This window comes from Arthrobacter sp. NEB 688 (assembly GCF_013201035.1).
In the GTDB taxonomy this organism is placed as follows: Bacteria; Actinomycetota; Actinomycetes; order Actinomycetales; family Dermatophilaceae; genus Phycicoccus.
Genome location: NZ_CP053707.1, coordinates 2,268,020 through 2,290,415, shown reverse-complemented (window position 1 = coordinate 2,290,415; position 22,396 = coordinate 2,268,020). Strand labels below are relative to the sequence as shown.

Genomic DNA, 22,396 nt, shown 5'->3' with positions numbered 1-22,396 from the left:
TGCGTCCCCCGTGCTGGCCACAACCTAGCCGACACCCCCGACACGCGTCTGCGCATCCCCGCGCGTCGGCGCAGGTCAGGAGGGAAGAACGCCCGACCCGTCCTGGTCGAAGGCCTGTCGCGCCCAGGCGTCGATGCGCGCGTTGCGTGCCTCGACGAACGCGACACTGTGGTCGCGGTAGCTGCGATAGGCGTCCACGTCCTGCGGGATGGCCGGCGAGGCGAACTCGTGGAAAGGCGTGAAGAACTTCACGACGCCGGTCCGCTCCTCCAGCAGGTCCTGCAGGAGGAAGAACTCGACGTAGCCGTCGAAGGACCCGAACAGTGCGAAGAAGTCGGCGTAGCGCTGCAGCGCCGGGCCGAGCGGGGTGTCGATGTCACCGTCGTAGAAGCGACGGATGCACTCGAGCGTGAGGTCCATGCGGTCGGCGATCCGTCGGTTCAGCCCGCGGGCGGTGTTGATCGTCCACTTGCGCTCGATCTGGTTGCCCGGGAAGACCATGAACGCGCCGATCGTGTACGCGACGTCCCGGAAGGCCTCGAGCTCCCCGTCATCCAGTTGATCGAGCACCGGCGCGGCCACCAGCCAGCTCTTGAAGCTGGGGACGACCGAGTCGCTCCCCAGGAAGAACTCGCCGAGCTCCGAGTCGTGATGGAGGTAGGCGCGGGACCTGGTGGTGGCGAGCTCGAACGGCCGGCCGTCCGGCAGCGGCTTGCTCCACAGCATGCGGTGGTAGCGCCGCAACGTCGCGCTGTGGGAGTCGGGGTCCTTGCGCGCAGGGGTGTCCGAGCGCACGTCGAACGACGTGTCGATCATCTCGTCGTCCGACTCCCTCATTTGAAGTCCTCCAGTCGTGGACGGCCGACTCACTTGTAGCGCCGCGTTCGTCCCTTGCCGGTCGTGGGCGCATCCTGCTTCAAGGCGGTGTCGATGGCAAGGGCCGCAGCGACGACGAGGCTGCGCAGAGGGTCCTCGAGAGGGCGATGCATCTGCACGACGTAGTTGTCGGCCTTCGTGAACCGCTCCTTCGCCCAGCCCGCCCACGTCTTGGTGATGCGGGCGATCTCGTGGCCCGCACTGTCGTTGATGGCGAAGTCCCACTCCCGACGGTTGTCGGGGACGATCATGCCGAGGTCATGACCGGCGGACACCAGTGCGAAGCGGACTCCCTTGAAGACGCCGACGTTCCTCTGGACGATCTCGCCCGTGACGCCGTTGGCCCCGAGCACGGTCATCGTCGACTTGAAGACCTTGCTGGGCCGCCGCAGGGCCAACACCACCCGACCCTCGGCATCGACGACGTTGAAGCGGTACGTGCCGTTGCTCGACCCACCGGTAGCCCTTCGCCGCAGGTTCCGGTCCACCTCGTGGACGGCACCGATGCGCCGGCCATACTCGTCGAACACGGCGTACTCGGCACGCCGCTCGAAGAGCTTCGCTTTCTGGTTGACGACGAGCACCGACGTGGTCAGCATGGGTGACTCCGGACCCGGGATGGCCTGAGGTACACCTGCGGTGTGGAGCTGCTGCTGGACACGGTGGTCGGCGACAGGGGCGAGAGCCGCCTGGGGGCGATGAGGTACCGGAGGGTCCTCCATCTCACGGCCGCGGAAGGACACGCGCTCTGTCCACCTCTGGCCGTCCCAGAGACGGTGGTCGAACCGCCCGAAAGGGTCCGGGTGCCATCCCTGGGGAAACGTCGGCGCAGTCGGGGTGCGCACCGGCGGAGTCAGGGCCGCGGAGTCGACCGCCCGGGCGCCGCGCGTCGACACGTGCTCGGTCCAGGCCCCGTCCCAGTACCGCATCTCGAAGCGGCGGAACGGGTCCGGGAACCAACCCGGCGACGTCTGCGTGGACACCGCGCGAGGTTACCTCGCCGCGCCTGTGCCGGGGCGCCGCCGTCTGCGGGTGCGACGAGACGCCGGGCGCGTGTTGGACCCCGATGCTCTGCTGCTCTCATGCGTCTTCACAAGCCGACCGTCGTCAGCGCACTCGCCGTCAGTCTCCTGCTGTCCGCCTGCAGCAGCGCCCCGAGCCCAGAGCCCGTACCCGCGATCAGTGCGGCCACCTCCAGCGCGGCGCCGGCCCCCGCAGACACCGCATCCGGCCCGACCGGCCCTTCGTCTCCTCCGGAGGCGGCCGACGTCGCCCGCGGTCTCGAGCAGCCCTCCACGACGGAGGTCGTGGTCCTGACCGAGGACAACGACCCGAACGACCTGATCGGCCGGCCCAACGGCTACGTCAGCGCGGCGGTGATCTACGACTCCAACGCCACCTGTGGCGACCTCGGTGTCGAGTGCGGAGCCACCGTCGAGGTCTGGCCGGACGAGGCTGCCGCCAAGACCCGCTCCGACTACATCCAAGGCATCCTGAAGGCGTCGCCGATGCTGGGCAGCGAGTTCCACACCCTCGACGGCCCGGTCCTCCTCCGCGTCGATGGCAAGCAGCTCAAGCCGTCCGTGGCCGAGAAGTACGCAGCAGCGCTGAACCGCTGACACGCACAGACCGAGAGCAGATCGGACGACCTCTCGACCCTCGGCGCGGAGCCCACGTGTCGATCGCCCTTTGACCACTGTCGTTTGCACGATGTCGAGGCGAAAAGGGGCGTCAGGAATAGCGCCTGCCTTCCAACGGTCGGCGCACTGATACGTCAGTGGAGGCGGAGGCCGGCGCGCTGCGCGACAGCGCCGGTGACTGCCAACACCCCCGCGGCACCACCCTGCTGTCTGTAAGCCTTCATCATGTCGATGACCTCAGCCCGACCACCCGCAATCCAAGCCACGGCGGCTGTCTGCTCGAAGGCGATGACCGGACGTTGCTGGTGTAGGACGAACCAGAAGCGGTAGCCGCTCTGACCCAAGGGGTCCTCTGCACGCACGTCCGTTGCACTGCTGTCCACAGCAGGGAAACGCGCGAAGTGCGGCGATGGACCACTCCAGTCGTCGTCGTAGAAGCCCGGTTCAACCGTGACCCCAACATCGGTGGTGGCCGCCGCCGAGAGGAGACAGGCGATGACGCGCCAAGTCAGCGTCGGCCCCGTGGCCGCCGGCGTGCGCGGCAGAGCGGGCAAGCCGGCGGCTCGTTCCAGCTCGAGGGCGAACGACGCTTCTTGGCAACGAGGGGCGAGCGCCTGCTGCCACGTGTAGTGGATGGAACGAGGCTCACGGGCGTCGCCGAGGGCGTCGAAGCGCCGCATCACGTTGATGCGTCCGACCCGGTTCAGGCGAACATCTCCGCCGTCACTGCGCAGGGCGGGATCGCGGAGCCAAAGGACATCGCTCTGGCCCCCACCGGGTCGGCCGTGGAAGATCCGAAGGCGATGAGGATGACGGCGGGCCAGTCGAGCGGCGAGTGCCCACGATGCGGCGTCGAGCAAGCGGCAACCGATTGGGTTGTCGGCGCCGTGCAGCTCCCCGGCATGTCCCGTGTTGAGGTCGTTCACCTCGGGAGTAAAGCAGAACCGCCGAACGCCAGGGCGCCGACGTGGCCCCCCAGAAGGCCCCGTCGCCCTGATGCTTCAAGTTGATGTGGCAAGCATCGACGACGGCTTCATGTCCCTCGCGTCCCGCCTTCGGCATCTCGCGACATATCGGGTGAGTCAGCCGGGTCCGGATCGCCACGAGCGATCGTCGGGCCGAGCCATGTGATTCCGGGAGGAGCCAGGCTCTCGGAACTTCTGAACGAGCCGTCCACCCGCACCTATAAGCACAACCTGACGCGAATCCGCCCTCAGGGTGCTCGACTCAGCGTTGATAAAGAGTTCGCAACTCCACCACGGACTCTCTGACGAGCGCTTGAGCCTCGTAGAACATGCCCCGATCCAAGAGCTGCGTCACAGCCAGATGTATGGCTGCAGCACTGAGGACCGAGTCCTTCGCCGAGCCCTGCCGGACAAGTTTTCGACCGTCCCCCCAGATCGCCTTCCCCACAGTACGCGCTTGGGGAAGGAGAGCACGGAACTCAGCCTCAGTGGGTGCCTGTGCCATGGGCTCCAGCACTTCAAGCATCTTCCACGCATTGCGCGCATTCGCAATGATTCCCATGGCTATCCCCGCTCCCGGCGTTTCAAGTCGTCAGCGAACGTTGTACCACGCGATCCGGTTTGCGGAAACGAAACGCTCATCTATCCCTTGGGCGTGAACTGCCATTCACTGTGCACCGGGCGTCGTTCGCGCCGAGGGCCGCCGTTCCGCTTGTGACTCAATGCGATCGGGAACTCAATCAGCACAAGTTCTTTCCTGACAGCCTCCCGACGCAGTGCGCCGAAATTGAAGCCATTGCGATCACGCGGGTGCCGTGTTTTCGAGGTTCGCGCGTTGAGCCTTGGGACCAACGAAGGCCCGGGCGGAGTGGTCTCCGCCCGGGCCCTCGTCGTGTGGCTGGTGCGTCAGCTGCAGCCGCTGGTGGAGCCGCAGCCCTCGCAGACGTAGCAGGAGCCGGCGGGGCGCATCTTCGTGCCGCAGGTCATGCACATCGGGGCGTCGGCGGCCTTGGAGTTGCCGAACGCCGCGAGGAGGTCGGCCGAGGAGTGGATCTCCGAGGAGACCTCACGCGCCGAGGCCGCACCCGAGCCCGAGGCGACGGTCGCCGCGGAGGTCGCGTCGGCCGAGTGCTCGGTGGCCGGGGCCGGAGCGGACGTGGTGGCGGCCGCGGGCTCCTCGTGCTTCTTCGACGAGGCGCCGATGCCGACCGAGAGGGACTCGATCTCCTCGACGAGCTCCTCGTCGGACTCGCCGGACTCCGGTGCGTACGAACCGGTCTCGAGCTGGCGAGCGCGCTCCTCCGCGGTGTGGATGCCCATGTACGAGCGGGTGTCGAAGTCCAGGTGGTCCAGGGCCAGCCGGCGGAACACGTAGTCCATGAGCGACTGCGCCATCCGCACGTCCGGGTCGTCCGTCATGCCGGCCGGCTCGAAGCGCATGTTCGTGAACTTCTCGACGAACGTCTCCAGCGGCACGCCGTACTGCAGCGCGACCGAGGTGACGATCGAGAAGGCGTCCATGACTCCGGCGAGCGTGGAGCCCTGCTTGCCGAACTTGAGGAACACCTCACCGAGGCGCCCGTCCTCGTACGTGCCGGCGGTGAGGTAGCCCTCGGCCCCGCCCACGGCGAACGACGTCGTCTGCGAGCTGCGGCGCTTCGGCAGGCGCTCACGCGTCGGCCGGTAGACGACCTTCTCGACGATCTCGGTCGTGGCGGCGGCGACGGCAGCAGAGGCCTTGTCAGCGGCAGCGTCCTTGGCGGTCGAGCCACCGTCGGACAGCGGCTGACCGACCTTGCAGTTGTCGCGGTAGACGGCCAGCGCCTTGAGGCCCATCTTCCAGCCCTGGACGTAGACCTCCTCGATCTCCTCGACGGTCGCCGTCTCCGGCAGGTTCACCGTCTTCGAGATCGCGCCGGAGAGGAACGGCTGCGTGGCGGCCATCATCCGGACGTGGCCCATCGGGGAGATGGCGCGCGCACCCATCGCGGTGTCGAAGACCTCGTAGTGCTCGGTCTTCAGGCCGGGGGCGTCGATGACGTGACCCTTGTCGGCGATGTACTCGACGATCGCCTCGACGGTCTCCTCGGTGTAGCCGAGCTTGCGCAGCGCGCGCGGGATCGTCAGGTTGACGATCTGCATCGAGCCACCGCCGACGAGCTTCTTGAACTTGACGAGCGAGAAGTCCGGCTCGATGCCGGTCGTGTCGCAGTCCATCATGAAGCCGATGGTCCCGGTCGGCGCGAGCACGGAGGCCTGCGCGTTGCGGTAGCCGTTCTTCTCGCCGAGCTTGACGACGTCGTCCCAGGCCTTGGTGGCGACCCGGTGGATGTCCTTGTCCATCGTCGAGAGGGTGCGGACCGCGTCGTTGGCGGCGGCGTGCTTGCGCATGACGCGGTTGTGCGCGTCGGCGTTGCGGGCGTAGCCGGCGTACGGGCCGACGACCGCGGCCATCTCGGCGGAGCGCTTGTAGGCGGCGCCGGTGAGCAGCGAGGTGATGGTCGCGGCGATCGCCCGGCCACCGTCGGAGTCGTACCCGTGGCCGGTGGCCATGAGCAGCGCGCCGAGGTTGGCGTAGCCGATGCCCAGCTGACGGTAGTCGCGCGTGGTCTTGCCGATCGGCTCGGTCGGGAAGTCCGCGAAGCAGATCGAGATGTCCATCGCCGTGATGACGAGCTCGACGACCTTCTGGAAGGTGACGGCGTCGAAGGTGTCGTCGTCCTTGAGGAACTTCAGGAGGTTGAGCGAGGCGAGGTTGCACGAGGAGTTGTCGAGCGACATGTACTCCGAGCACGGGTTGGACGCGGTGATGCGGCCGGTCTCGGGGTTGGTGTGCCAGTCGTTGATCGTGTCGTCGTACTGGATGCCCGGGTCGGCGCACTCCCACGCGGCCGTGGCGATCTTGCCCATCAGCTCGCGGGCGTCGACGGTCTCGATGACCGAGCCGTCCATCCGGGAGGTGAGGCCGAACTCGGTGCCGTCCTGGACGGCGCGCATGAAGGCGTCGTTGACGCGGACCGAGTTGTTCGCGTTCTGGTACTGGACGGAGGTGATGTCCTTGCCGCCGAGGTCCATGTCGAAGCCGGCGTCGCGCAGCGCGCGGATCTTGTCCTCCTCGCGCGCCTTGGTCTCGACGAACTCGACGATGTCCGGGTGGTCGACGTCGAGGACGACCATCTTGGCCGCGCGGCGGGTGGCGCCACCGGACTTGATGGTGCCCGCGGACGCGTCGGCGCCGCGCATGAAGGAGACCGGGCCGGAGGCGGTGCCGCCGGAGGAGAGGAGCTCCTTGGACGAGCGGATGCGCGAGAGGTTCAGGCCCGCGCCCGAGCCGCCCTTGAAGATGAAGCCCTCCTCCTTGTACCAGTTGAGGATGGAGTCCATCGAGTCGTCGACCGAGAGGATGAAGCAGGCGCTGACCTGCTGCGGGCTCTTGGTGCCGACGTTGAACCAGACCGGCGAGTTGAAGCTGAACACCTGGTGCAGCAGGGCGTAGGTCAGCTCGTGCTCGAAGATCTCGGCGTCCTCGGCGTTCGAGAAGTAGTCGAAGTCCTTGCCCGCCTTGACGTAGGTGAGGACGACGCGGTCGATGAGCTGCTTGAGCCCGGTCTCGCGCTCGGGGGTGCCGACCGCGCCGCGGAAGTACTTCGTCGTGACGATGGTGGAGGCGTTGACGCTCCAGAAGTCGGGGTACTCGACCCCGCGCTGCTCGAAGATCGTCGCGCCGGTCTTCCAGTTCTGCTGGACGACGTCGCGCTTCTCCCAGGTCACCTCGTCGTAGGGGTGCACGCCCGGGGTGGTGTAGATCCGCTCGATCTTCACCCCCTTGCCCTTGGCGGCCTTGCGGGCACCTGCACGTGCTCCGGCGACATCGGTCATGCCTCTTCCCTTCGTTCTGCCCCCTCTGGCGGGGGCGGTGGTGACCTGGTGGTGCTGTTCTACTGCTGGGGTGTGACAGGCGCGGTGGCCTGCGGTTCCTGGGCGGTCGCCTCGCGTTCGGCGCGCAGGAGGGTGATGGCCGACTCGAAGTCCTCGAGGGACTCGAAGGCCTGGTAGACGGAGGCGAAGCGCAGGTAGGCGACCTCGTCGAGCTCGCGCAGCGGCCCGAGGACGGCCAGGCCGACCTCGTGCGCGTCGATCTCGGCCGAGCCCGCGCTGCGGATCGACTCCTCCACCTTCTGGGCGAGGACGGCGAGGTCGTCCTCGGTGACCGGGCGGCCCTGGCAGGCCTTGCGGACACCGACGAGGACCTTCGCCCGGCTGAACGGCTCGGTGGTGCCGGAGCGCTTGACGACGCTCAGGCTGGCGGTCTCGACGGTGGTGAACCGGCGGCCGCACTCCGGGCACTGACGACGGCGGCGGATGGCCGTGCCGTCGTCGGTCGTGCGGGAGTCCATGACCCGGGAGTCGGTGTGCCGGCAGAACGGACAGTGCATGACGGCGGACCTCCCCCTGTGGACGAAACGGTGGACTCGAGTGTGAACAACCTGTGGAGAACCCGCATTTCGTGTGCACAAGATGTGGACGAACTACAGCGGTGTAACCACTAGATGTTGTGGCCATCGTGCCACCCGTGTGACCCGCGACGCAACAGGGGGAGGCCGAAGATCGTCCGTTCGGCCATCTGCGCAGGTCAGCGGGGGTGCAACCCCTTCAGGAGGGCCGGACGGCGGCGTGTCGCACCACCACCGGTGGACGCATCCGCCGGCCGAGGCACCAGATCTGGGGGTCTACTCCCCCGGAGCCGTGCTCTGGTGGACCAGGGCCGCGGTGAGCGCCCCGTGCCAGTCCCCGCGCCCGAGGCTGCCCCGCGCCCCGGCCCCGCAGCCGCACTCCCAGTGCCACCGGCCGAGGGCGTCGCAGCCGACGACCGGGTGGTGGGTGCGGCGGGCGGTCCGCCGGCGCGAGGTGCTCATGGACCTCAGGAGGACCCGCCGCCGCCGCTGATACGAGCATCGTCCGTTCGGCCAGCACTGCGCCGCCGAACACCCGGCACGGGCCGTCTTTGCCATTCCTTGACCAAACCCTGATGCGACTCTGGTCAATGTCAGGGAAAAGTCGGGGGCAACGCGTCTGGGAGGACACGTGATGGGTTACACCATGGAAGGTCCTCTGGGCCGCTACACCGAAGGGGCCTCGCGCCGCGAGCCCGGGCTCGGGCCCGCCTCGCCGCTGCTCGACCTCCTCCTCGTCGGCTTCGCCGCCCTGGGCCGCCGCGCCCAGGCGATGCACGACGACGAGGACCACCGCCTGCGCCGGCACTGACCCCCGCCGCTCCCCCGCCCGCTCACCCGAGGGGATGGAGGAAGGCCGCCAGCTCCTCGACGCCGTCGACGAGCCGCGGCCCCGGTCGCGCCCACAGCCCGTCGGCGTCGACCGCGTGCACGGCGACCCCGTCTGGCAGCACCCCGGCGGCCAGGAGCGCGTCGGCCTGGCGCTGCGCCCCGGCGCGGTCGTAGCCGCACGGCGCGACGACGACCACCTCGGGGGACGACGCGGCCAGGTCCTCCCAGCCGATGGCCACCGAGCGCTCCCCCGCCGCCCCGAGCACGTTCTCGCCGCCGGCGAGATCGACCATCTCGGGGATCCAGTGCCCCGGCGCGAACGGCGGGTCGGTCCACTCGAGGACCGCGACCCGCGGGCGCGCCCGCCCGGCCACCCGCTCGCGCACCGCGTCGAGGCGCCGCCGCAGGTCGGCGACGAGCGCCGCCGCCTCGGCCGGTCGTCCGACCGCCTCCCCCACGGCGCTGACGGAGGCCAGCACCTCCTCGAGGGTGTGCGGGTCGACGGTGAGCACCTCGGCGCGGCAGCCGAGGTGGCGCAGCGCCGCGTCGACGGTGGAGACGTCGAGGGCGCACACCGCGCAGAGGTCCTGCGTGACGACGAGGTCGGCGTCGAGGTCGGCCAGGGCGCCGGCGTCGAGGTGGTAGAGGTCCTCGCCGCGCTCGACCGCCGCGCACACGGCCGCGTCGATCTCGCCCGGCTCCAGCCCCTCGGGCAGGGCCGACGTCGAGACGACCCGGCGCGCACGGGCCTGCGCGGGGAAGTCGCACTCGAAGGTGACCCCGACGACCTCGTCGCCCGCGCCGAGCGCGAAGAGGATCTCGGTGGCCGAGGGGATCAGGCTGACGATGCGCACGCCCCGACCCTACGGAGGCGGTGGCGCGCTGTCGGTCGTCGGTGCTTGGCTGCGGCATGACCACCTGGGAGACCCACCCCGTCACGCCGGACCGGTTCGAGGACTTCGCCGACGTCGTCAACCCGAACCGGCGCGCCACGCACTGCTGGTGCCTCTCGCACCGGCTGCGACAGCGCGAGATCGACGAGCTCGGCGAGGGCAGCCGCGAGCAGGCCGCCCGTCGCCTCTGCGCGCGCGAGGTCCCGCCCGGGGTCGTCACCTACCGCGACGGCGTCCCGGTCGGCTGGTGCAACATCGGCGCCCGCAGCGACATCCCTCGCCTCGTGCACTCGACGAAGATCCACCCGGTCGACGACGTGCCGGTGTGGAGCATCGTCTGCCTCGTCGTGCGCGGCGGCCACCGGCGCCAGGGCGTGACGTCCCACCTCATCGAGGGGGCCGTGGCGTGGGCGGCCGCGCAGGGGGCGCCGGCGGTCGAGGCCCACCCGGTCGACCCCGGCGAGGGGCGGATGGACCTGACGATGGCCTTCGTCGGCACGCGAAAGATGTTCGAGCGGGCCGGCTTCGAGGAGGTCGGCGTCACCGACGCGGTGGCCAGCAGGATGCCGCGGCTCGTCCTGCGCCGCACGCTCCCCGGCGGCGGGTGAACGCACTGGTCCCCCCACCCCTGACCCGGTCGGGGGTCAGGGGTGAGGGGACCTGCGTACCCCAGCGGCGCGGGGCCGTGGCCTCCCGGGGAGGCGACGGCCGGGGCCGCTTCGCTCTCGTCGTCGGTTCGGTGGAGAGCCAGCGACGACGAGGGTGCGGCCCGGGGACCCTCTGTGTATCCCCGGGCCGCACGTCTCATTCCCCGGGGCTCTGGCTGTGGTGCACGAGTGCCGCCGTGTAGGCGCCGTGCCAGCCTCCCGAGGTGTCGGACCCGCGGGCGCCGCATCCGCACGACCAGTGCCACCGGCCCTGGCCGCCGCACTGGACGACCGGGTGGTGGGAGTGGCGGGAGGAGCTGCGCCGACGTGTCCGCATGCCCTGAAGTCTGTTGGTGCACAGCCCTGTCGCGCAGGGCAGGACGGCGCCGGCGGGCCGATGGGCCCGCGAGGTCCGACAGGTCGGCGGATGCTCCCTCCCCCGTTCGGCCGAGTGTGGCGCGGTTGACACCGACCGCCCGCAGGACCCACCCGCACGAGCGGGGCGGACAGCACGGAGGGCGTCGCCTTCCCTGCACGGGAGACGACGCCCTCCGGCGTCCGAGTCGGGTCGAGGGACTCGGGGATCGTGACGCGCCCGGGGGCGCGTGCGCGGGGCTCAGCCCGCGGGGATGACCAGCTGCTGGCCGGCGCGCACCTGGGCGGTGCTCAGGTCGTTGGCGAGCTGGATGGCGACGATGCCGTCGCTGATCGACATCGAGGGAAGCTCGGTGGCCGCGATCTCGGAGAGGGTCTGGCCACCGGTGACCGAGACGGTGTGCGCCGGCTCGGCCGCGCCGGCCCCGCCGAGACCCCGCAGGCCGAGGACGGTGGCGAGGGCGAGCGTCGCCATCACGAGCAGCACGAGGCGGCCGCGGCGCGTGATGCGCAGCGCGGGCTCGGCGACCGCGGCGGCGCGGCCGCCCTGGCCGGCGCCGTCGATGACGACCAGCCGCGGGCGGCGGGGAGCCACCGGGTGGGTGCTGCCGAGGTCGGTGGGGTGCCAGGCGATCGCGCTCATCATGTCCTCCATCCCGGCGGCCAGGGCCACCGTCGAACCGGTGTTCGATAGAACGTCTGTACGAGTTATAGCACGCGTGTTCGAGGCGGACAAGACACGCGTCGAACACCTGTTTGAGTTCGGGGCCGCCCGCTCGTAGGATGTCCGCATGCAGGTCAGACTGCACGGCACCACCGACAAGCCGTCTGACCTGCACAAACACCGGTCAGGACACCCCGTCGTACGGGGTGGCCTCAGCAAAGGGGTCGAGATGGCACGTCCGAGGAACGCCGACATCCACGAGATGCCCGACCGCGGCGACGGCGGGGACCTCACCCACCGCCAGCGCAAGATCCTCGAGGTCATCCGCAACGCCGTCGACCGGCACGGGTACCCGCCGAGCATGCGCGAGATCGGCGAGGCCGTCGGCCTCACCTCCCCCAGCTCGGTCGCCCACCAGCTCTCCGCGCTCGAGCGCAAGGGCTTCCTGCGGCGCGACCCCAACCGCCCGCGCGCCATCGAGGTCGTCTCCCCCGACCGCCAGGGCAGCGGCTACCGCCGGCCCGAGCAGGACGAGGGCGACGTGACCGGCATCGGCGACTCCCGCCCCGAGGCCTCCTACGTGCCGGTCCTCGGCCAGATCGCCGCCGGTGTCCCGATCACCGCCGAGGAGGTCGTCGAGGACGTCTTCCCGCTGCCCAAGCAGATCGTCGGCGAGGGCAGCCTGTTCCTCCTCAAGGTCGTCGGCGAGTCGATGGTCGACGCCGCCATCTGCGACGGCGACTGGGTCGTCGTGCGCCAGCAGCCGACCGCCGAGAACGGCGACATCGTCGCGGCGATGCTCGACAACGAGGCGACCGTCAAGACCTTCAAGCGGCGCGACGGCAAGGTCTGGCTCATGCCGCACAACCCGGCCTTCGAGCCGATCGACGGCGACCACGCGACGATCCTCGGCAAGGTCACCGCGGTCCTGCGCCGCGTCTGACCCCGCCCGGCGTCAGTCCTCGACCTCGGCGATGTGCACGACGGCGTCGCCGGAGTTGACCAGGGGCGCCTCGGTGCGCCCGACGACGATCCCGGAGCGGTCGGCGTGCACGAGGCGCACCCGCTTGCCGAGCGAGTCGAAGAGGCCGCCCAGGCGCGCGCCGCGCTCGACCCGCTCCCCCAGCCCGACCTCGAGGTGCAGCATCCCGGTGCCGCGGGCGCGGACCCACCCGCTGCGGAACGACACCGCCGACGGCGCCGGCGGGTCCTCGGCCACCGGGTCGGTCATCCCGAGCGCGGCGAGGACCCGGCGCACGCCGAGCACGCCGGCGTCGACCGCCCAGCGGTCCATCCGCCACGCCTCGCCCGCCTCGTAGAGCAGCACCGTCGCGCCCCGCTCGCGTGCGGCGTACCGCAGCGAGCCGTCGCGCAGCCGCGCGTTGAGCATCACGGGCGCCGCGAAGGCCTCGGCCAGGGCACGGGTGCGCGGGTCCTCGAGATCGGCCCGCACCTGCGGCAGGTTCGTGCGCCGGTCCGAGCCGGTGTGCAGGTCGATGCCGACCTCGCACTTGTCGACGACCTCGGTCATGAACAGGTGCGCGATGCGGCCGGCGAGCGAGCCGCGCGGCGAGCCCGGGAAGGACCGGTTGAGGTCGCGCCGGTCCGGCAGGTAGCGCTGGCCGGCCGAGAAGCCGAGGACGTTGACGATGGGGACGGCGATCAGGGTGCCGCAGAACGTCTTCGGGTCGAGCCCGGCGACGACCTGCCGCACGACCTCGACCCCGACGGCCTCGTCGCCGTGGATGGCGGCGTCGACCCAGACGGTCGGCCCCTCCTCGCGCCCGTGGACGACGCGTACGGGCAGCTCGACGTCGGCGCCCGTGACGAGCCGCGTGATCGGCAGCGACACCGACTGCGTCCGGCCGGCCCGCACGCGGACGTGGCCGATCTCGAACGAGGGGCGCGGGGTGCGCCGGGGCATCAGGCCCTCCCCCGGTTGCGCCGGCGCATCGCGAGCGGCGGCCGGCCCCCGAGGTAGGAGCGCCCGGGGTCGACGGCGAAGCCCTGGCGCAGCGCCTCGCGGCCGACGAGCATCCGGAAGCCCATCTCGTCGCGGTTGGCCAGCGTCATCTCGGCCGCGACCGTGCGGCCCATGAGGACGAGGTCCATCGCGACGACGAGGCGCTCCTCGGAGTGGCCGGAGGACGAGCGCACCTCGCGCACGTCGAGCACCGGGCACTCGCACCGCACCGCGTCGGCGTCCGAGCGCTGCCACGGCTGGAGGCGGAAGCGGGCCCACCGCTCGCCGTCGCGCTCGAGGTCCTCGAGGTCGAAGGCGTGGATCGACGAGGACCGCGCGCCGGTGTCGAGCTTGGCCTTGACCCACGGCACGCCGATCGTCGGGAGGCTCACCCACTCACGCCAGCCTGCGAGGGTGTAGGAATGGCTGTCCGTCATCCGTCCTCTCCCGCCGGGAAACCATGAAGCTCGCGATCCTCTCCCGCGCGCCTCGCTCGTACAGTACGCAGCGCCTGCGCACCGCCGCCCAGGACCGTGGCCACCAGGTCAAGGTCCTCAACACCCTCCGCTTCGGCATCGACCTGTCCGGGGACGAGCCCGACCTGCAGTTCCGGGGCAAGCGGCTGTCGACCTACGACGCGATCCTGCCGCGGATCGGCAACTCCATCACCTACTTCGGCACCGCCGTCGTGCGGCAGTTCGAGCAGATGGACGTCTACACGCCGAACACCTCGTGGGGCATCGCCAACTCGCGCGACAAGCTGCGCGCGACGCAGATCCTCTCGCGGCACAACATCGGGATGCCGCCGACGACCTTCGTCCGCGACCGGGCCGACGTCATCCCCGCCATCGAGCGGGTCGGCGGCGCGCCGGTCGTCATCAAGCTGCTCGAGGGCACCCAGGGCATCGGGGTCATCCTCGCCCCGGAGATGAAGACCGCCGAGGCGATCATCGAGACGCTGCAGTCGACGAAGCAGAACGTGCTCATCCAGCGCTTCGTCAAGGAGAGCAAGGGCCGCGACATCCGCGCGCTCGTCGTCGGCGACCGCGTCGTCGCCGCGATGCGCCGGGTCGCCAAGGGCGACGAGTTCCGGTCCAACGTGCACCGCGGCGGGTCGGTCGAGCCGGTCGAGCTCGACCCCGAGTTCGAGCGCGCGGCCGTCCGCTCGGCCCAGATCATGGGCCTGCGGGTCGCCGGTGTCGACATGCTCGAGAGCGACGAGGGACCGCAGGTCATGGAGGTCAACTCCTCCCCCGGCCTCGAGGGCATCGAGACGGCGACCAAGCTCGACGTCGCCGGCGCGATCATCGACCACATCGACAACCAGGTCGCCTTCCCCGAGATCGACGTGCGCCAGCGCCTCACCGTCTCGACGGGCTACGGCGTCGCCGAGATCGCGGTGCACGAAGCGTCCGACCTCGTGGGTAAGTCGCTGGGCGACAGCGGTCTTCGCGAGCGCGACATCACCGCGCTCACGCTGCACCGCGGGACGATGGTCATCCCGAACCCCAACACCCACCACGTGCTGGAGTCCGGCGACCGGATGCTCTGCTTCGGCAAGCTCGAGGAGATGCGCTCGATGATCCCGAGCCGTCGCCGCCGCACGCGCAAGGTCAAGCGCCTGCCGAAGGAGCCGATCCACGACGCGCGCCCCGAGTGAGGTCGGGCGTCAGCGCCCGTCGGGGTGCGGGCGCTGCCAGAACGCGGTGTCGACGCGGCGCCCGAGCTTGAACCCGACCTCGCGCAGCGTGCCGACGTGCTCGAACCCGTGGGCGCGGTGCAGCGCCGCGCTCGCGGGGTTCGGCTGGGCGATGACGGCGACGCACGTGTGCACGCCGTCGGCGTCGACCCGGCGCAGCAGCTCGTCGTAGAGACGCTTCCCGAGGCCCTTCCCGCGGGCGGCCTCGGCGAGGTAGACCGACACCTCGCGGGTGCCGTCGTAGGCGGCGCGGGGGCGGTAGGTGCCGGAGTAGGCGTAGCCGAGGACGCCGCCGTCGGGCGCGACCGCGACGAGCACGTGGTCGCCGGGGCGGGTCGAGGCGACGTGGCCGGCGTAGTGGTCGTCGGGGCGGGTCTCGAGGTCGAAGGTCGACACGGTGTGCCGGACGGCCTCGTTGTAGATGGCGACCATCCCGCGCAGGTCATCGGCTGTGGCGGAACGGATCTCGGGCTCGGTCACGCGGCGGCGCCACCGCGCACGAGCTGCTCGAGCGTCGGCGCGAGGGGCGCGTCGACCCGCAGGGCCATGTGCTCGTCGCCGCGGGTCGGCCCCCGCGTGACCGCCGCCACCGGGATGCCCCTGCGCGCGGCGTGACGGACGAAGCGCAGCCCCGACATCACGGCGAGCGAGGAGCCGAGGACGAGCAGCGCGGGCGCGGCGTCGGTGAGGGCGAAGCAGGCGTCGACCCGCTCGCGCGGCACCGAGCCGCCGAAGAACACGACGTCGGGCTTGAGGGTGTCGGCGCCGCAGACGAGGCAGAGCGGCAGCCGGAACCCGGCGACGGCGTCCTCGGGCAGCACGACGTCGCCGTCGGGGCGGATCTGGCTGCTCACCTGCGAGCCGTCCGGCGCCTCGCCGCGCACCCGCTCCTCGAAGCCGGGGTTGGCCGCGGACATCCGGGCCTGGAGCTCCTCGCGGCCGGTGCGGTCGCCGCAGGTGAGGCACACGACCTCGGCGAGGGTGCCGTGCAGCTCGGTGACGTCGCTCGACCCGGCCGCCTGGTGCAGGCCGTCGACGTTCTGGGTGATGACCGCCCCGAGCAGCCCGGCCTCCTGGAGCGCGGCGACGGCGTGGTGGCCCCGGTTGGGCTCGGCCCGCGAGAAGCGCTGCCAGCCGACGTACGAGCGGGCCCAGTAGCGCTGCCGGTTCTCGCTCGAGGCGCAGAACTCGCCGTGCTGCATCGGCATGACCCGGCGGGTGCCGTCGTGCCCGCGGTAGTCGGGGATGCCGGAGTCGGTCGACATCCCGGCCCCGGACAGCACGAGGGTCCCGGGGTGAGCGCGCAGGAGGCCGGCCAGCCGGTCGACCGCGGCGGGGTCGCTCGCCTCGGGCGGCAGCGGCCGGGTGGCCCAGTCGGGGGTGCGGCCGACCTCGTCGCGACCGGCGAGCCGCAGCGTCGCGACGGGCGGCGGGGTGGGGCGGTCCGGCATGGAGGCAGTATCCCCCGCGGCGCCGACACCCGCCGGGGCCGGCTCCCGCGCGATGACGCCGTGTTGCGAGTTCCGCGACGTCGATAACGCCGGCTTATAGGATGGGCCGATGATCGACGCCGCCGGCCTCCGCGTCATGCGGGCCATCTCCGAGCAGGGCAGCTTCACCGCCGCCGCCGCCTCGCTGGGCTACACCCAGCCGGCCATCTCGCAGATGGTCCGCCGGCTCGAGCAGCGCACCGGCACCGTGCTCGTCGAGCGCGTCGGCCGCAACGTCCGCCTCACCGAGGCCGGCCGCGTCCTCGCGCGCCACGCCGGGCCGGTGCTCGCCGCGCTCGACGCCGCGGAGGAGGAGGTCGCCGCGATCGCCGGGCTGCGCAGCGGCCGGGTGCGGCTCATGGCCTTCCCGTCGGCCTCGGCGACGCTCGTGCCGCGGGCGCTCTCGCTCGTCAAGAAGCGCTTCCCCGACGTGCACATCACCTTCACCGAGGCCGAGCCGCCCGAGAGCATCGCCGCGCTGCGCGCCGGCGAGTGCGACCTGGCCATCGCCTTCGCCTACGAGGGCACCGACGTCGCCCGCGGCGAGGAGGACCTCGACGCGTTCGTCATCACCCCGCTGCTCGAGGACGAGGTGCGCCTCGCGATGCCGCGCAGCCACCCGGCGTCGACCCAGCCGACGGCACACCTGGCCGAGCTCGCCACGGACCCGTGGATCGCGGGCTGCCCGCGCTGCCGGGGGCACCTCGTGCAGCTCGCCGACGCGGCGGGCTTCCGCCCGGACGTCGCCTACGAGACCGAGGACTACGTCGCGGTCATGGGCCTGGTCGCCGAGGGGCTCGGCGTCGCGCTCATCCCCGACCTCATCCTGCGCACGGTGCACCACGACGAGGTCGTGGCCCTGCCGATGGAGCCGGCCTCGCGCCGCACGATCACCGCGCTGACGACCCCCGACCTCGGCCGGGTGCCGGCCGTCAGGGCCACGCTCGAGGCGCTCATCGAGAGCGCCGGGTCGCAGTCGACCGCGCCGACGACCCGCCAGCCGGAGCCCACCTTCTCGATCTGAGGCCGCCTCAGCGGGAGGTGACGACCCGCAGCCCGTCGCGCCGCTGCACGAGCGCGACGTCACCGCGCTGGTCGGTGCGGTAGGTCGCAGACCCGAGACGGCGGAGCAGCGCGAGGTGCGCCGGGGCCGGGTGCCCGTAGTCGTTGTCGGCGCCGACGCTGATGACCGCGACGGGGGCGCGCACGGCGGCCATGAGGTCGGCGTCGAGGTTGGCCGACCCGTGGTGCGGGGTCTTGACGAGCTCGAAGCCGCGGGCGGTGGCCGCCATCGCCGGGTCGCGGCGCAGGCGCAGCAGGAGGTCGTGGGCGGCCTCGCGCTCGACGTCGCCGAGGAGCAGGGCGTCGACGTCACCGGTCCGGGCCGCGAGGACGACGCTGCCGTTGTTGGGCACCGACCCCTCGGCGATCCGCCGCCACGGGCTCCAGACGACGGCGTCGACCTCACCGACGGTCAGCCGGTCCCCCGCGTGGAGGACCGCGACGGGGATGCCCGCAGCGGCCGCCGTCCGCCCGACGAGCGCGGCGGCGGCGGCAGGCTCGGCGACCGGGCCGACGAGCACCTGCCGGACGGTGCGGCCGCGCAGGGCGCCGGCCAGACCGTCGACGTGGTCGGCGTGGAAGTGCGTGAGGACGAGGGCGTCGAGGGTCGTGACCCCGAGCCGGTCGAGGCAGCCGTCGACGAGGGCCGGGTCGGGCCCGACGTCGACGAGCACCCCGCGGCCGGGGCCGCTGCGCAGGACGACGGCGTCCCCCTGGCCGACGTCGCAGACCACGACCCGCCAGCCGTCGGGCGGCCACGTGACGACCCGCGTCGGCAGGAGCGACGCGACCGCGAGGACGACGACCCCGAACGCGGCCACCGGCCGGCGCGCGACCCCGGCGACGAGCGCCCGCCCCGTGAGGACGACGAGCAGGAGCAGCCCGGCGAGCAGCAGCGCCCCGGGCGCGCCGTCCGGCCAGGGCAGCGTCCCGCCCGGCACCTCGGCCGCCACCCGCGCGACCCGGGCGATGCCGGTCGTGGGCACGACGCCGACCCACGCGACGAGCTCGGCGCCCCGCGCCCAGACCAGCGACACGAGCGCGGCCGTGACGCCGGCGACGGTCGCCGGCGGCACGAGCGGCGCCGCGAGGAGGTTGGCGAGCACCCCGATGACGCTGACCGAGCCCTGGAGCAGGACGACGACCGGCGCGGTCATCACCTGCGCGGCGAGCGGCACGGCGAGGGCCGGCCCGAGCGGCGCGACGCGGCGGGGCAGGTGGCGGCCGACCGCCTCGCCCCACGGCCGGGTGAAGAGGAGCAGCCCGAGGGTCGCGAGCGTCGAGAGGACGAAGCCGTACGAGCGGGCCAGCCACGGGTCGAGCACGAGCACGACGACCACCGCTCCGCCGAGCACGGGCAGCCCGGCCGAGCGCCGTGAGCGGCTCAGCCCGAGCAGCCCGATGGCGCCCATCGCCGCCGCGCGCACGACGCTCGGCTCGGGACGGGCGAGGACGACGAAGCCGGCGAGCGCCAGCCCGGCGAGCACCGGGCGCAGCCGGCGCGGGACCCCGACGACGGCGCACAGGCCGAGGACCAGCCCGGTGACGACCGCGACGTTGCTGCCGGAGACCGCGGTCAGGTGGGTCATCCCGGTCGCCCGCATCGCCTCGGTGAGGTCCTGCGGGGTGCGGCTCGTGTCGCCGATGACGAGGCCGGGCAGCAGGCCACGCGCGTCCGCGGGGGCGTCGTCGACGGCGTGCCGCAACCCGTTGCGCAGCCGCTCGGCGCCCCGGGCGACGGCCCCCGGCGGGGCGAGCGACAGGGGGCGGCCGGACACCGCGAGGCTGGCGACGCGGTCGTCGGCGGTCTCCATCGGGCCCAGCCGGCCGCGGACCCGCACCGTCTCGTGCCACCGCGGGCCGGCGAGGACCTCGCCCCCGACGAGGAGGACGGGAGCGGCCGCGGTGACGGTGCGCCCCCGCCCGGTCAGCCGCTGCACGGTGCCGGCCCGGACGAGGCGGACGGCCCCGTCGCGTGAGGCGACCCGCACCGGCTCACCCGTGACGAGCACGTCCGCGGTGACGACGGCCCGCTCGGCCGCGAGCGCGCGCACCCCGCCCCGCTCGCGCGAGAGCATTCCCGCGAGCGCCGCGACCTGGAGGAGCGCGACGAGGACGACCGCGAGGGTGACCGGCCAGCGCCAGGCGGCCGCCCGGCTGCCGTCCCGCCGGCCGCCGCGAACCCAGGCCTGCAGCGCGGCGGCGGCCACCAGGACCGACCCGACGACGACCAGCCGTGCGCCCCAACCGAACCCGAGCGTCGCGGCGGCGACGACCCACGCGATCACCGCGGGACCGAGCAGGCGCAGGTCGCCCGGCTCGGCCGCGCGCTTCCCGGCGGCCGCGGACGTCACGGCACGACGAGCGGCCGGAGCTGCTCGAGCAGCCGGTCGCCGATGCCGCTGACCTCGGTGAGCTCGTCGACGCTCGTGAACCGCCCGTGCGCCGTGCGCCAGTCGACGATGCGCTGGGCGAGCACGGGCCCGATGCCGGGCAGGCCGTCGAGCGCGCCGACGTCGGCGGTGCTCAGCGACACCGGCGTGGCGGGACCGGCCGACGCCCCACCGCCGCCGCTGCCACTGCCACTGCCGCCCGGGGCGGTGGGCGGCGTCGTCGGTACCTCCCCCGGCGCCGGGACCCGCACCTGCTCGCCGTCGACGAGCACTCGCGCCAGGTTGAGCGCCGCGAGGTCGGCGCCGCCGCTCACACCCCCGGCGGCCCGCACCGCGTCGGCCACGCGGGAGCCGGCCGGCAGCGTCCGCACCCCCGGGCGCCGGACCCGCCCGACGACGTGGACGACGACCTGCGCCGACGGCGACGGCGAGACGGACGGCGACGCGGCAGGACCGGAGGAGGCCGGAGCGGAGTCCGTCGGCACCCCCACGTCGACGGCGCCCGCCGACACCCCGACCGGTCCGGCCCGCGCGCCCCCGCCCGGTGCCACGACGTCGCCGTCGGAGGAGGCGCTCGCCACCCGCAGCCCGAGGACGAGGGCCGCGAGCACGGCGAGGACGACCACCCCGAGCACGGCCGAGCGCCCCGGCTGCCAGCGCGCCCCCGCCACCGTCGCGGGCAGGCGTACCCGTGGCCGGTCCGGCACCCACTCCTCGGGCTCCGACACCTCCTCCGGCTCGTCGTCCGGCACGTCCACTCCCTGCGCCGGCTCGGGCACCCATCCCGCCGAGCGCGAGCGGGAGCGCAGCCAGGCGCTCGCCCGGGGGGAGAGGGCCGTGGGGTCGGGTCGCTCGCGCATCCCCCGACGCTAGGCAGCCGCGCGCCGCCCGGCACCGGCCCTCCGACGATCTGTGGACGACGACCGCCGCCCGGGCGACCTGTGGACGACCAAGCCCTGGTCAGCCGGTCGCGCCACCCCGCAGCCGACCCCACGCCGCCCGGATGTTGCGCGCGTGCCGGGCGAGGACGAGCACCGACACGAGCACCAGCCACACGCCCTCGTCGCGGCCCAGCCCGGGCACGCCGCCGGCGCCGAGCGCCCCGACGACCCCGAGCACCGCGAGGAACCCCGTGGCGACGACCGACGCCTCCCCCACCTTGCGCAGCCCGGTCAGCGCCAGCGCGAACACCACGAGCGCCGCCAGGGCCACCCACGGGGCGACGGCGAGGATGCCGCCGAGCGCGCAGGCCACCCCCTTGCCTCCGCGCCCCTTGAGGAAGGGGCTGAAGACGTGCCCCAGCACGACGCCGCTCGCGACGACGAGCGCCGGCAGGGTGCCGAGCCACAGGAGCACGACGAGCGTCGGGACGAAGGCCTTGAGGACGTCGAGCACGAGCACGAGCGCGCCCCACCGGCGGCCGAGCACGCGCCCGGCGTTCGTCGCCCCCGGGTTGCCGGAGCCGGCGTGCCGCAGGTCGGCACCCAGGGCCCGGGCCACGACGGTCGCGACGTTGGCCGAGCCGATCAGGAAGCCGAGGGCCGCGAGCGCGACGAGCAGCAGCGGCCCGGCGAGCAGCGTCATCGGGCGACGCGGGGCACGACGGCGACGGCGAGGGTGCCGGGCCCGACGTGCGCCCCGACGACGGCCCCGAGCTCGACGACGCGCACGGCGGCGGTGGGCATCCGGCCGCGCAGGCGCTCGGCGAGGCTCTCGGCCCGCTCGGCGGAGTCGAGGTGGTGCACGGCGAGGTCGATGCCGGGTGCCCCTGCGGCGAGGGCGGACTCGGCGGCCTCGACGGCGATCTCCTCGAGGCGGGCGATGGCCCGGCTCGAGGTACGAACCCTCTCGAGCGGGACGATGTGCCCGTCGCGCAGGCCGAGGATCGGCTTGATGGAGAGCGCCGACCCCAGGAGCGCCCCGGCCCGCCCGATGCGTCCGCCACGGCGCAGGTACTCGAGGGTGTCGACGTAGAAGACGACGCTCGCGCCCTCGCACGTGCGCTGCACGACGTCGGTGACCTCGTCGAGCGTCGCGCCGTCGAGCGCGGCCCGGGCGCCGGCCAGCACGGCCTCGCCCATGACCATCCCGAGCGCGCGGGAGTCGACGACGCGCACCGGGATGGGCGAGACCCCGGCCGCGAGCCCGGCGCCGGCGACGGTGCTCGACAGCTCGCCGGAGAGGTGGACCGACACGATGCCGTCCGCCCCGTCGCGCGCCGACGCCTCGTAGGCCTGCGCGAAGGCGGCCGGCGCGGGCCGCGAGGTCGAGACCGGGGTGAAGGAGTGCAGGGCGGCCGCGACCTCGTCGGACCGCACGTCGACCCCCTCGCGGTGCTCGTGCCCGCCGATGACGACGTGGAGCGGCACGACCCGCACCGGGAGCCCCTCGAGGTCGCCCGGCGAGAGGTACGCGGTGGAGTCGGTGACGATCGCGGTGGTCAC

At 72.8% G+C, this 22,396-nt stretch carries 22 protein-coding genes; 6 read left to right on the top strand and 16 right to left on the bottom strand.

Features of this window, described 5'->3' with window-relative positions; translation table 11 throughout:
- Positions 1-75: 75 nt before the first annotated feature.
- Both HL663_RS10825 and HL663_RS10820 read right to left on the bottom strand, forming a co-directional pair.
- Positions 76-837 carry a DUF6994 family protein gene (locus HL663_RS10825; protein WP_286175555.1) on the bottom strand — a complete coding sequence of 254 codons (762 nt, stop codon included), beginning with the start codon at positions 835-837 and terminating at the stop codon, positions 76-78.
- Between the two features lie 29 nt (positions 838-866).
- A complete protein-coding gene (locus HL663_RS10820; protein ID WP_216842548.1) occupies positions 867-1,859 on the bottom strand; it encodes a phospholipid scramblase-related protein in 993 nt (330 codons plus the stop codon).
- A 324-nt stretch (positions 1,860-2,183) separates the two neighbouring features.
- Between HL663_RS10820 and HL663_RS10815 the strand changes: the two genes are divergently transcribed.
- Positions 2,184-2,495 carry a hypothetical protein gene (locus HL663_RS10815; protein ID WP_173028386.1) on the top strand — a complete coding sequence of 104 codons (312 nt, stop codon included), beginning with the start codon at positions 2,184-2,186 and terminating at the stop codon, positions 2,493-2,495.
- Between the two features lie 155 nt (positions 2,496-2,650).
- On the opposite strand, the gene HL663_RS10810 is transcribed toward HL663_RS10815, so the two are convergent.
- The 4 genes from HL663_RS10810 to HL663_RS10795 all read right to left on the bottom strand — a co-directional run bounded on the left by HL663_RS10810 (position 2,651) and on the right by HL663_RS10795 (position 8,397).
- Positions 2,651-3,442 carry a TY-Chap2 family putative peptide chaperone gene (locus HL663_RS10810; RefSeq protein WP_173028385.1) on the bottom strand — a complete coding sequence of 264 codons (792 nt, stop codon included), beginning with the start codon at positions 3,440-3,442 and terminating at the stop codon, positions 2,651-2,653.
- Between the two features lie 945 nt (positions 3,443-4,387).
- Positions 4,388-7,360, bottom strand: a complete 2,973-nt coding sequence (locus HL663_RS10805) for a vitamin B12-dependent ribonucleotide reductase (RefSeq protein ID WP_173028384.1) — start codon at positions 7,358-7,360, stop codon at positions 4,388-4,390.
- Between the two features lie 59 nt (positions 7,361-7,419).
- A complete protein-coding gene (nrdR, locus tag HL663_RS10800; protein WP_173028383.1) occupies positions 7,420-7,917 on the bottom strand; it encodes a transcriptional regulator NrdR in 498 nt (165 codons plus the stop codon).
- Positions 7,918-8,211: 294 nt separating this feature from the next.
- The gene (locus HL663_RS10795; protein WP_173028382.1) at positions 8,212-8,397 is read right to left on the bottom strand and encodes a hypothetical protein; all 186 of its coding nucleotides are present in this window, start codon (positions 8,395-8,397) and stop codon (positions 8,212-8,214) included.
- Positions 8,398-8,581: 184 nt separating this feature from the next.
- On the opposite strand from HL663_RS10795, the gene HL663_RS10790 reads away from it, so the two are divergent.
- Positions 8,582-8,746: a hypothetical protein gene (locus tag HL663_RS10790; RefSeq protein ID WP_173028381.1), complete on the top strand. Its 165-nt coding sequence runs from the start codon at positions 8,582-8,584 to the stop codon at positions 8,744-8,746.
- A 22-nt stretch (positions 8,747-8,768) separates the two neighbouring features.
- On the opposite strand, the gene HL663_RS10785 is transcribed toward HL663_RS10790, so the two are convergent.
- Positions 8,769-9,620, bottom strand: a complete 852-nt coding sequence (locus HL663_RS10785; RefSeq protein WP_173028380.1) for a cobalamin-binding protein — start codon at positions 9,618-9,620, stop codon at positions 8,769-8,771.
- 56 nt (positions 9,621-9,676) lie between these two features.
- Between HL663_RS10785 and HL663_RS10780 the strand changes: the two genes are divergently transcribed.
- Positions 9,677-10,267: a GNAT family N-acetyltransferase gene (locus HL663_RS10780; RefSeq protein ID WP_173028379.1), complete on the top strand. Its 591-nt coding sequence runs from the start codon at positions 9,677-9,679 to the stop codon at positions 10,265-10,267.
- 655 nt (positions 10,268-10,922) lie between these two features.
- On the opposite strand, the gene HL663_RS10775 is transcribed toward HL663_RS10780, so the two are convergent.
- The gene (locus tag HL663_RS10775) at positions 10,923-11,354 is read right to left on the bottom strand and encodes a LysM peptidoglycan-binding domain-containing protein (RefSeq protein WP_173028378.1); all 432 of its coding nucleotides are present in this window, start codon (positions 11,352-11,354) and stop codon (positions 10,923-10,925) included.
- Between the two features lie 220 nt (positions 11,355-11,574).
- On the opposite strand from HL663_RS10775, the gene lexA reads away from it, so the two are divergent.
- Positions 11,575-12,288, top strand: a complete 714-nt coding sequence (gene lexA, locus HL663_RS10770) for a transcriptional repressor LexA (RefSeq protein ID WP_173028377.1) — start codon at positions 11,575-11,577, stop codon at positions 12,286-12,288.
- Positions 12,289-12,300: 12 nt separating this feature from the next.
- Here the strand turns inward: lexA and HL663_RS10765 are convergent, their stop codons facing one another.
- Together HL663_RS10765 and HL663_RS10760 are read right to left on the bottom strand one after the other, a co-directional pair.
- Positions 12,301-13,269 carry a succinylglutamate desuccinylase/aspartoacylase family protein gene (locus tag HL663_RS10765; protein ID WP_173028376.1) on the bottom strand — a complete coding sequence of 323 codons (969 nt, stop codon included), beginning with the start codon at positions 13,267-13,269 and terminating at the stop codon, positions 12,301-12,303.
- A complete protein-coding gene (locus HL663_RS10760) occupies positions 13,269-13,745 on the bottom strand; it encodes an ATP-dependent zinc protease family protein (protein WP_173028375.1) in 477 nt (158 codons plus the stop codon). The genes HL663_RS10765 and HL663_RS10760 overlap by 1 nt, the downstream gene beginning before the upstream one ends.
- A 23-nt stretch (positions 13,746-13,768) precedes the next feature.
- On the opposite strand from HL663_RS10760, the gene HL663_RS10755 reads away from it, so the two are divergent.
- A complete protein-coding gene (locus HL663_RS10755) occupies positions 13,769-14,968 on the top strand; it encodes a RimK family alpha-L-glutamate ligase (RefSeq protein WP_173028374.1) in 1,200 nt (399 codons plus the stop codon).
- A 9-nt stretch (positions 14,969-14,977) separates the two neighbouring features.
- Here HL663_RS10755 and HL663_RS10750 read toward each other — a convergent pair whose 3' ends face one another.
- Positions 14,978-15,487: a GNAT family N-acetyltransferase gene (locus HL663_RS10750; protein ID WP_173028373.1), complete on the bottom strand. Its 510-nt coding sequence runs from the start codon at positions 15,485-15,487 to the stop codon at positions 14,978-14,980.
- Positions 15,484-16,458 carry an NAD-dependent protein deacetylase gene (locus tag HL663_RS10745; RefSeq protein ID WP_173028372.1) on the bottom strand — a complete coding sequence of 325 codons (975 nt, stop codon included), beginning with the start codon at positions 16,456-16,458 and terminating at the stop codon, positions 15,484-15,486. Before HL663_RS10745 ends, HL663_RS10750 begins: the two co-directional genes overlap by 4 nt.
- Before the next feature lie 109 nt (positions 16,459-16,567).
- Between HL663_RS10745 and HL663_RS10740 the strand changes: the two genes are divergently transcribed.
- Positions 16,568-17,521: a LysR family transcriptional regulator gene (locus HL663_RS10740; protein WP_173028371.1), complete on the top strand. Its 954-nt coding sequence runs from the start codon at positions 16,568-16,570 to the stop codon at positions 17,519-17,521.
- 7 nt (positions 17,522-17,528) lie between these two features.
- Here the strand turns inward: HL663_RS10740 and HL663_RS10735 are convergent, their stop codons facing one another.
- From HL663_RS10735 to HL663_RS10720, 4 genes are all read right to left on the bottom strand, one after another.
- Entirely contained in the window at positions 17,529-19,913 is a 2,385-nt protein-coding gene (locus HL663_RS10735) for a ComEC/Rec2 family competence protein (RefSeq protein WP_173028370.1), read from the bottom strand.
- Positions 19,910-20,812: a ComEA family DNA-binding protein gene (locus HL663_RS10730; RefSeq protein ID WP_173028369.1), complete on the bottom strand. Its 903-nt coding sequence runs from the start codon at positions 20,810-20,812 to the stop codon at positions 19,910-19,912. The genes HL663_RS10735 and HL663_RS10730 overlap by 4 nt, the downstream gene beginning before the upstream one ends.
- 100 nt (positions 20,813-20,912) lie before the next feature.
- Positions 20,913-21,536: a glycerol-3-phosphate acyltransferase gene (locus HL663_RS10725; protein ID WP_173028368.1), complete on the bottom strand. Its 624-nt coding sequence runs from the start codon at positions 21,534-21,536 to the stop codon at positions 20,913-20,915.
- Complete coding sequence (locus HL663_RS10720; RefSeq protein ID WP_173028367.1) at positions 21,533-22,396, bottom strand: DegV family protein; 864 nt, start codon at positions 22,394-22,396, stop codon at positions 21,533-21,535. Before HL663_RS10720 ends, HL663_RS10725 begins: the two co-directional genes overlap by 4 nt.

Coding starts and splice junctions, on each gene's coding strand:
- HL663_RS10825 (WP_286175555.1), bottom strand. CDS start 837: ATGAGGGAGTCGGACGACGAGATGATCGACACGTCGTTCGACGTGCGC.
- HL663_RS10805 (WP_173028384.1), bottom strand. CDS start 7,360: ATGACCGATGTCGCCGGAGCACGTGCAGGTGCCCGCAAGGCCGCCAAG.
- nrdR (WP_173028383.1), bottom strand. CDS start 7,917: ATGCACTGTCCGTTCTGCCGGCACACCGACTCCCGGGTCATGGACTCC.
- HL663_RS10795 (WP_173028382.1), bottom strand. CDS start 8,397: ATGAGCACCTCGCGCCGGCGGACCGCCCGCCGCACCCACCACCCGGTC.
- HL663_RS10790 (WP_173028381.1), top strand. CDS start 8,582: ATGGAAGGTCCTCTGGGCCGCTACACCGAAGGGGCCTCGCGCCGCGAG.
- HL663_RS10780 (WP_173028379.1), top strand. CDS start 9,677: ATGACCACCTGGGAGACCCACCCCGTCACGCCGGACCGGTTCGAGGAC.
- lexA (WP_173028377.1), top strand. CDS start 11,575: ATGGCACGTCCGAGGAACGCCGACATCCACGAGATGCCCGACCGCGGC.
- HL663_RS10765 (WP_173028376.1), bottom strand. CDS start 13,269: ATGCCCCGGCGCACCCCGCGCCCCTCGTTCGAGATCGGCCACGTCCGC.
- HL663_RS10760 (WP_173028375.1), bottom strand. CDS start 13,745: ATGACGGACAGCCATTCCTACACCCTCGCAGGCTGGCGTGAGTGGGTG.
- HL663_RS10755 (WP_173028374.1), top strand. CDS start 13,769: ATGAAGCTCGCGATCCTCTCCCGCGCGCCTCGCTCGTACAGTACGCAG.
- HL663_RS10745 (WP_173028372.1), bottom strand. CDS start 16,458: ATGCCGGACCGCCCCACCCCGCCGCCCGTCGCGACGCTGCGGCTCGCC.
- HL663_RS10740 (WP_173028371.1), top strand. CDS start 16,568: ATGATCGACGCCGCCGGCCTCCGCGTCATGCGGGCCATCTCCGAGCAG.
- HL663_RS10730 (WP_173028369.1), bottom strand. CDS start 20,812: ATGCGCGAGCGACCCGACCCCACGGCCCTCTCCCCCCGGGCGAGCGCC.
- HL663_RS10725 (WP_173028368.1), bottom strand. CDS start 21,536: ATGACGCTGCTCGCCGGGCCGCTGCTGCTCGTCGCGCTCGCGGCCCTC.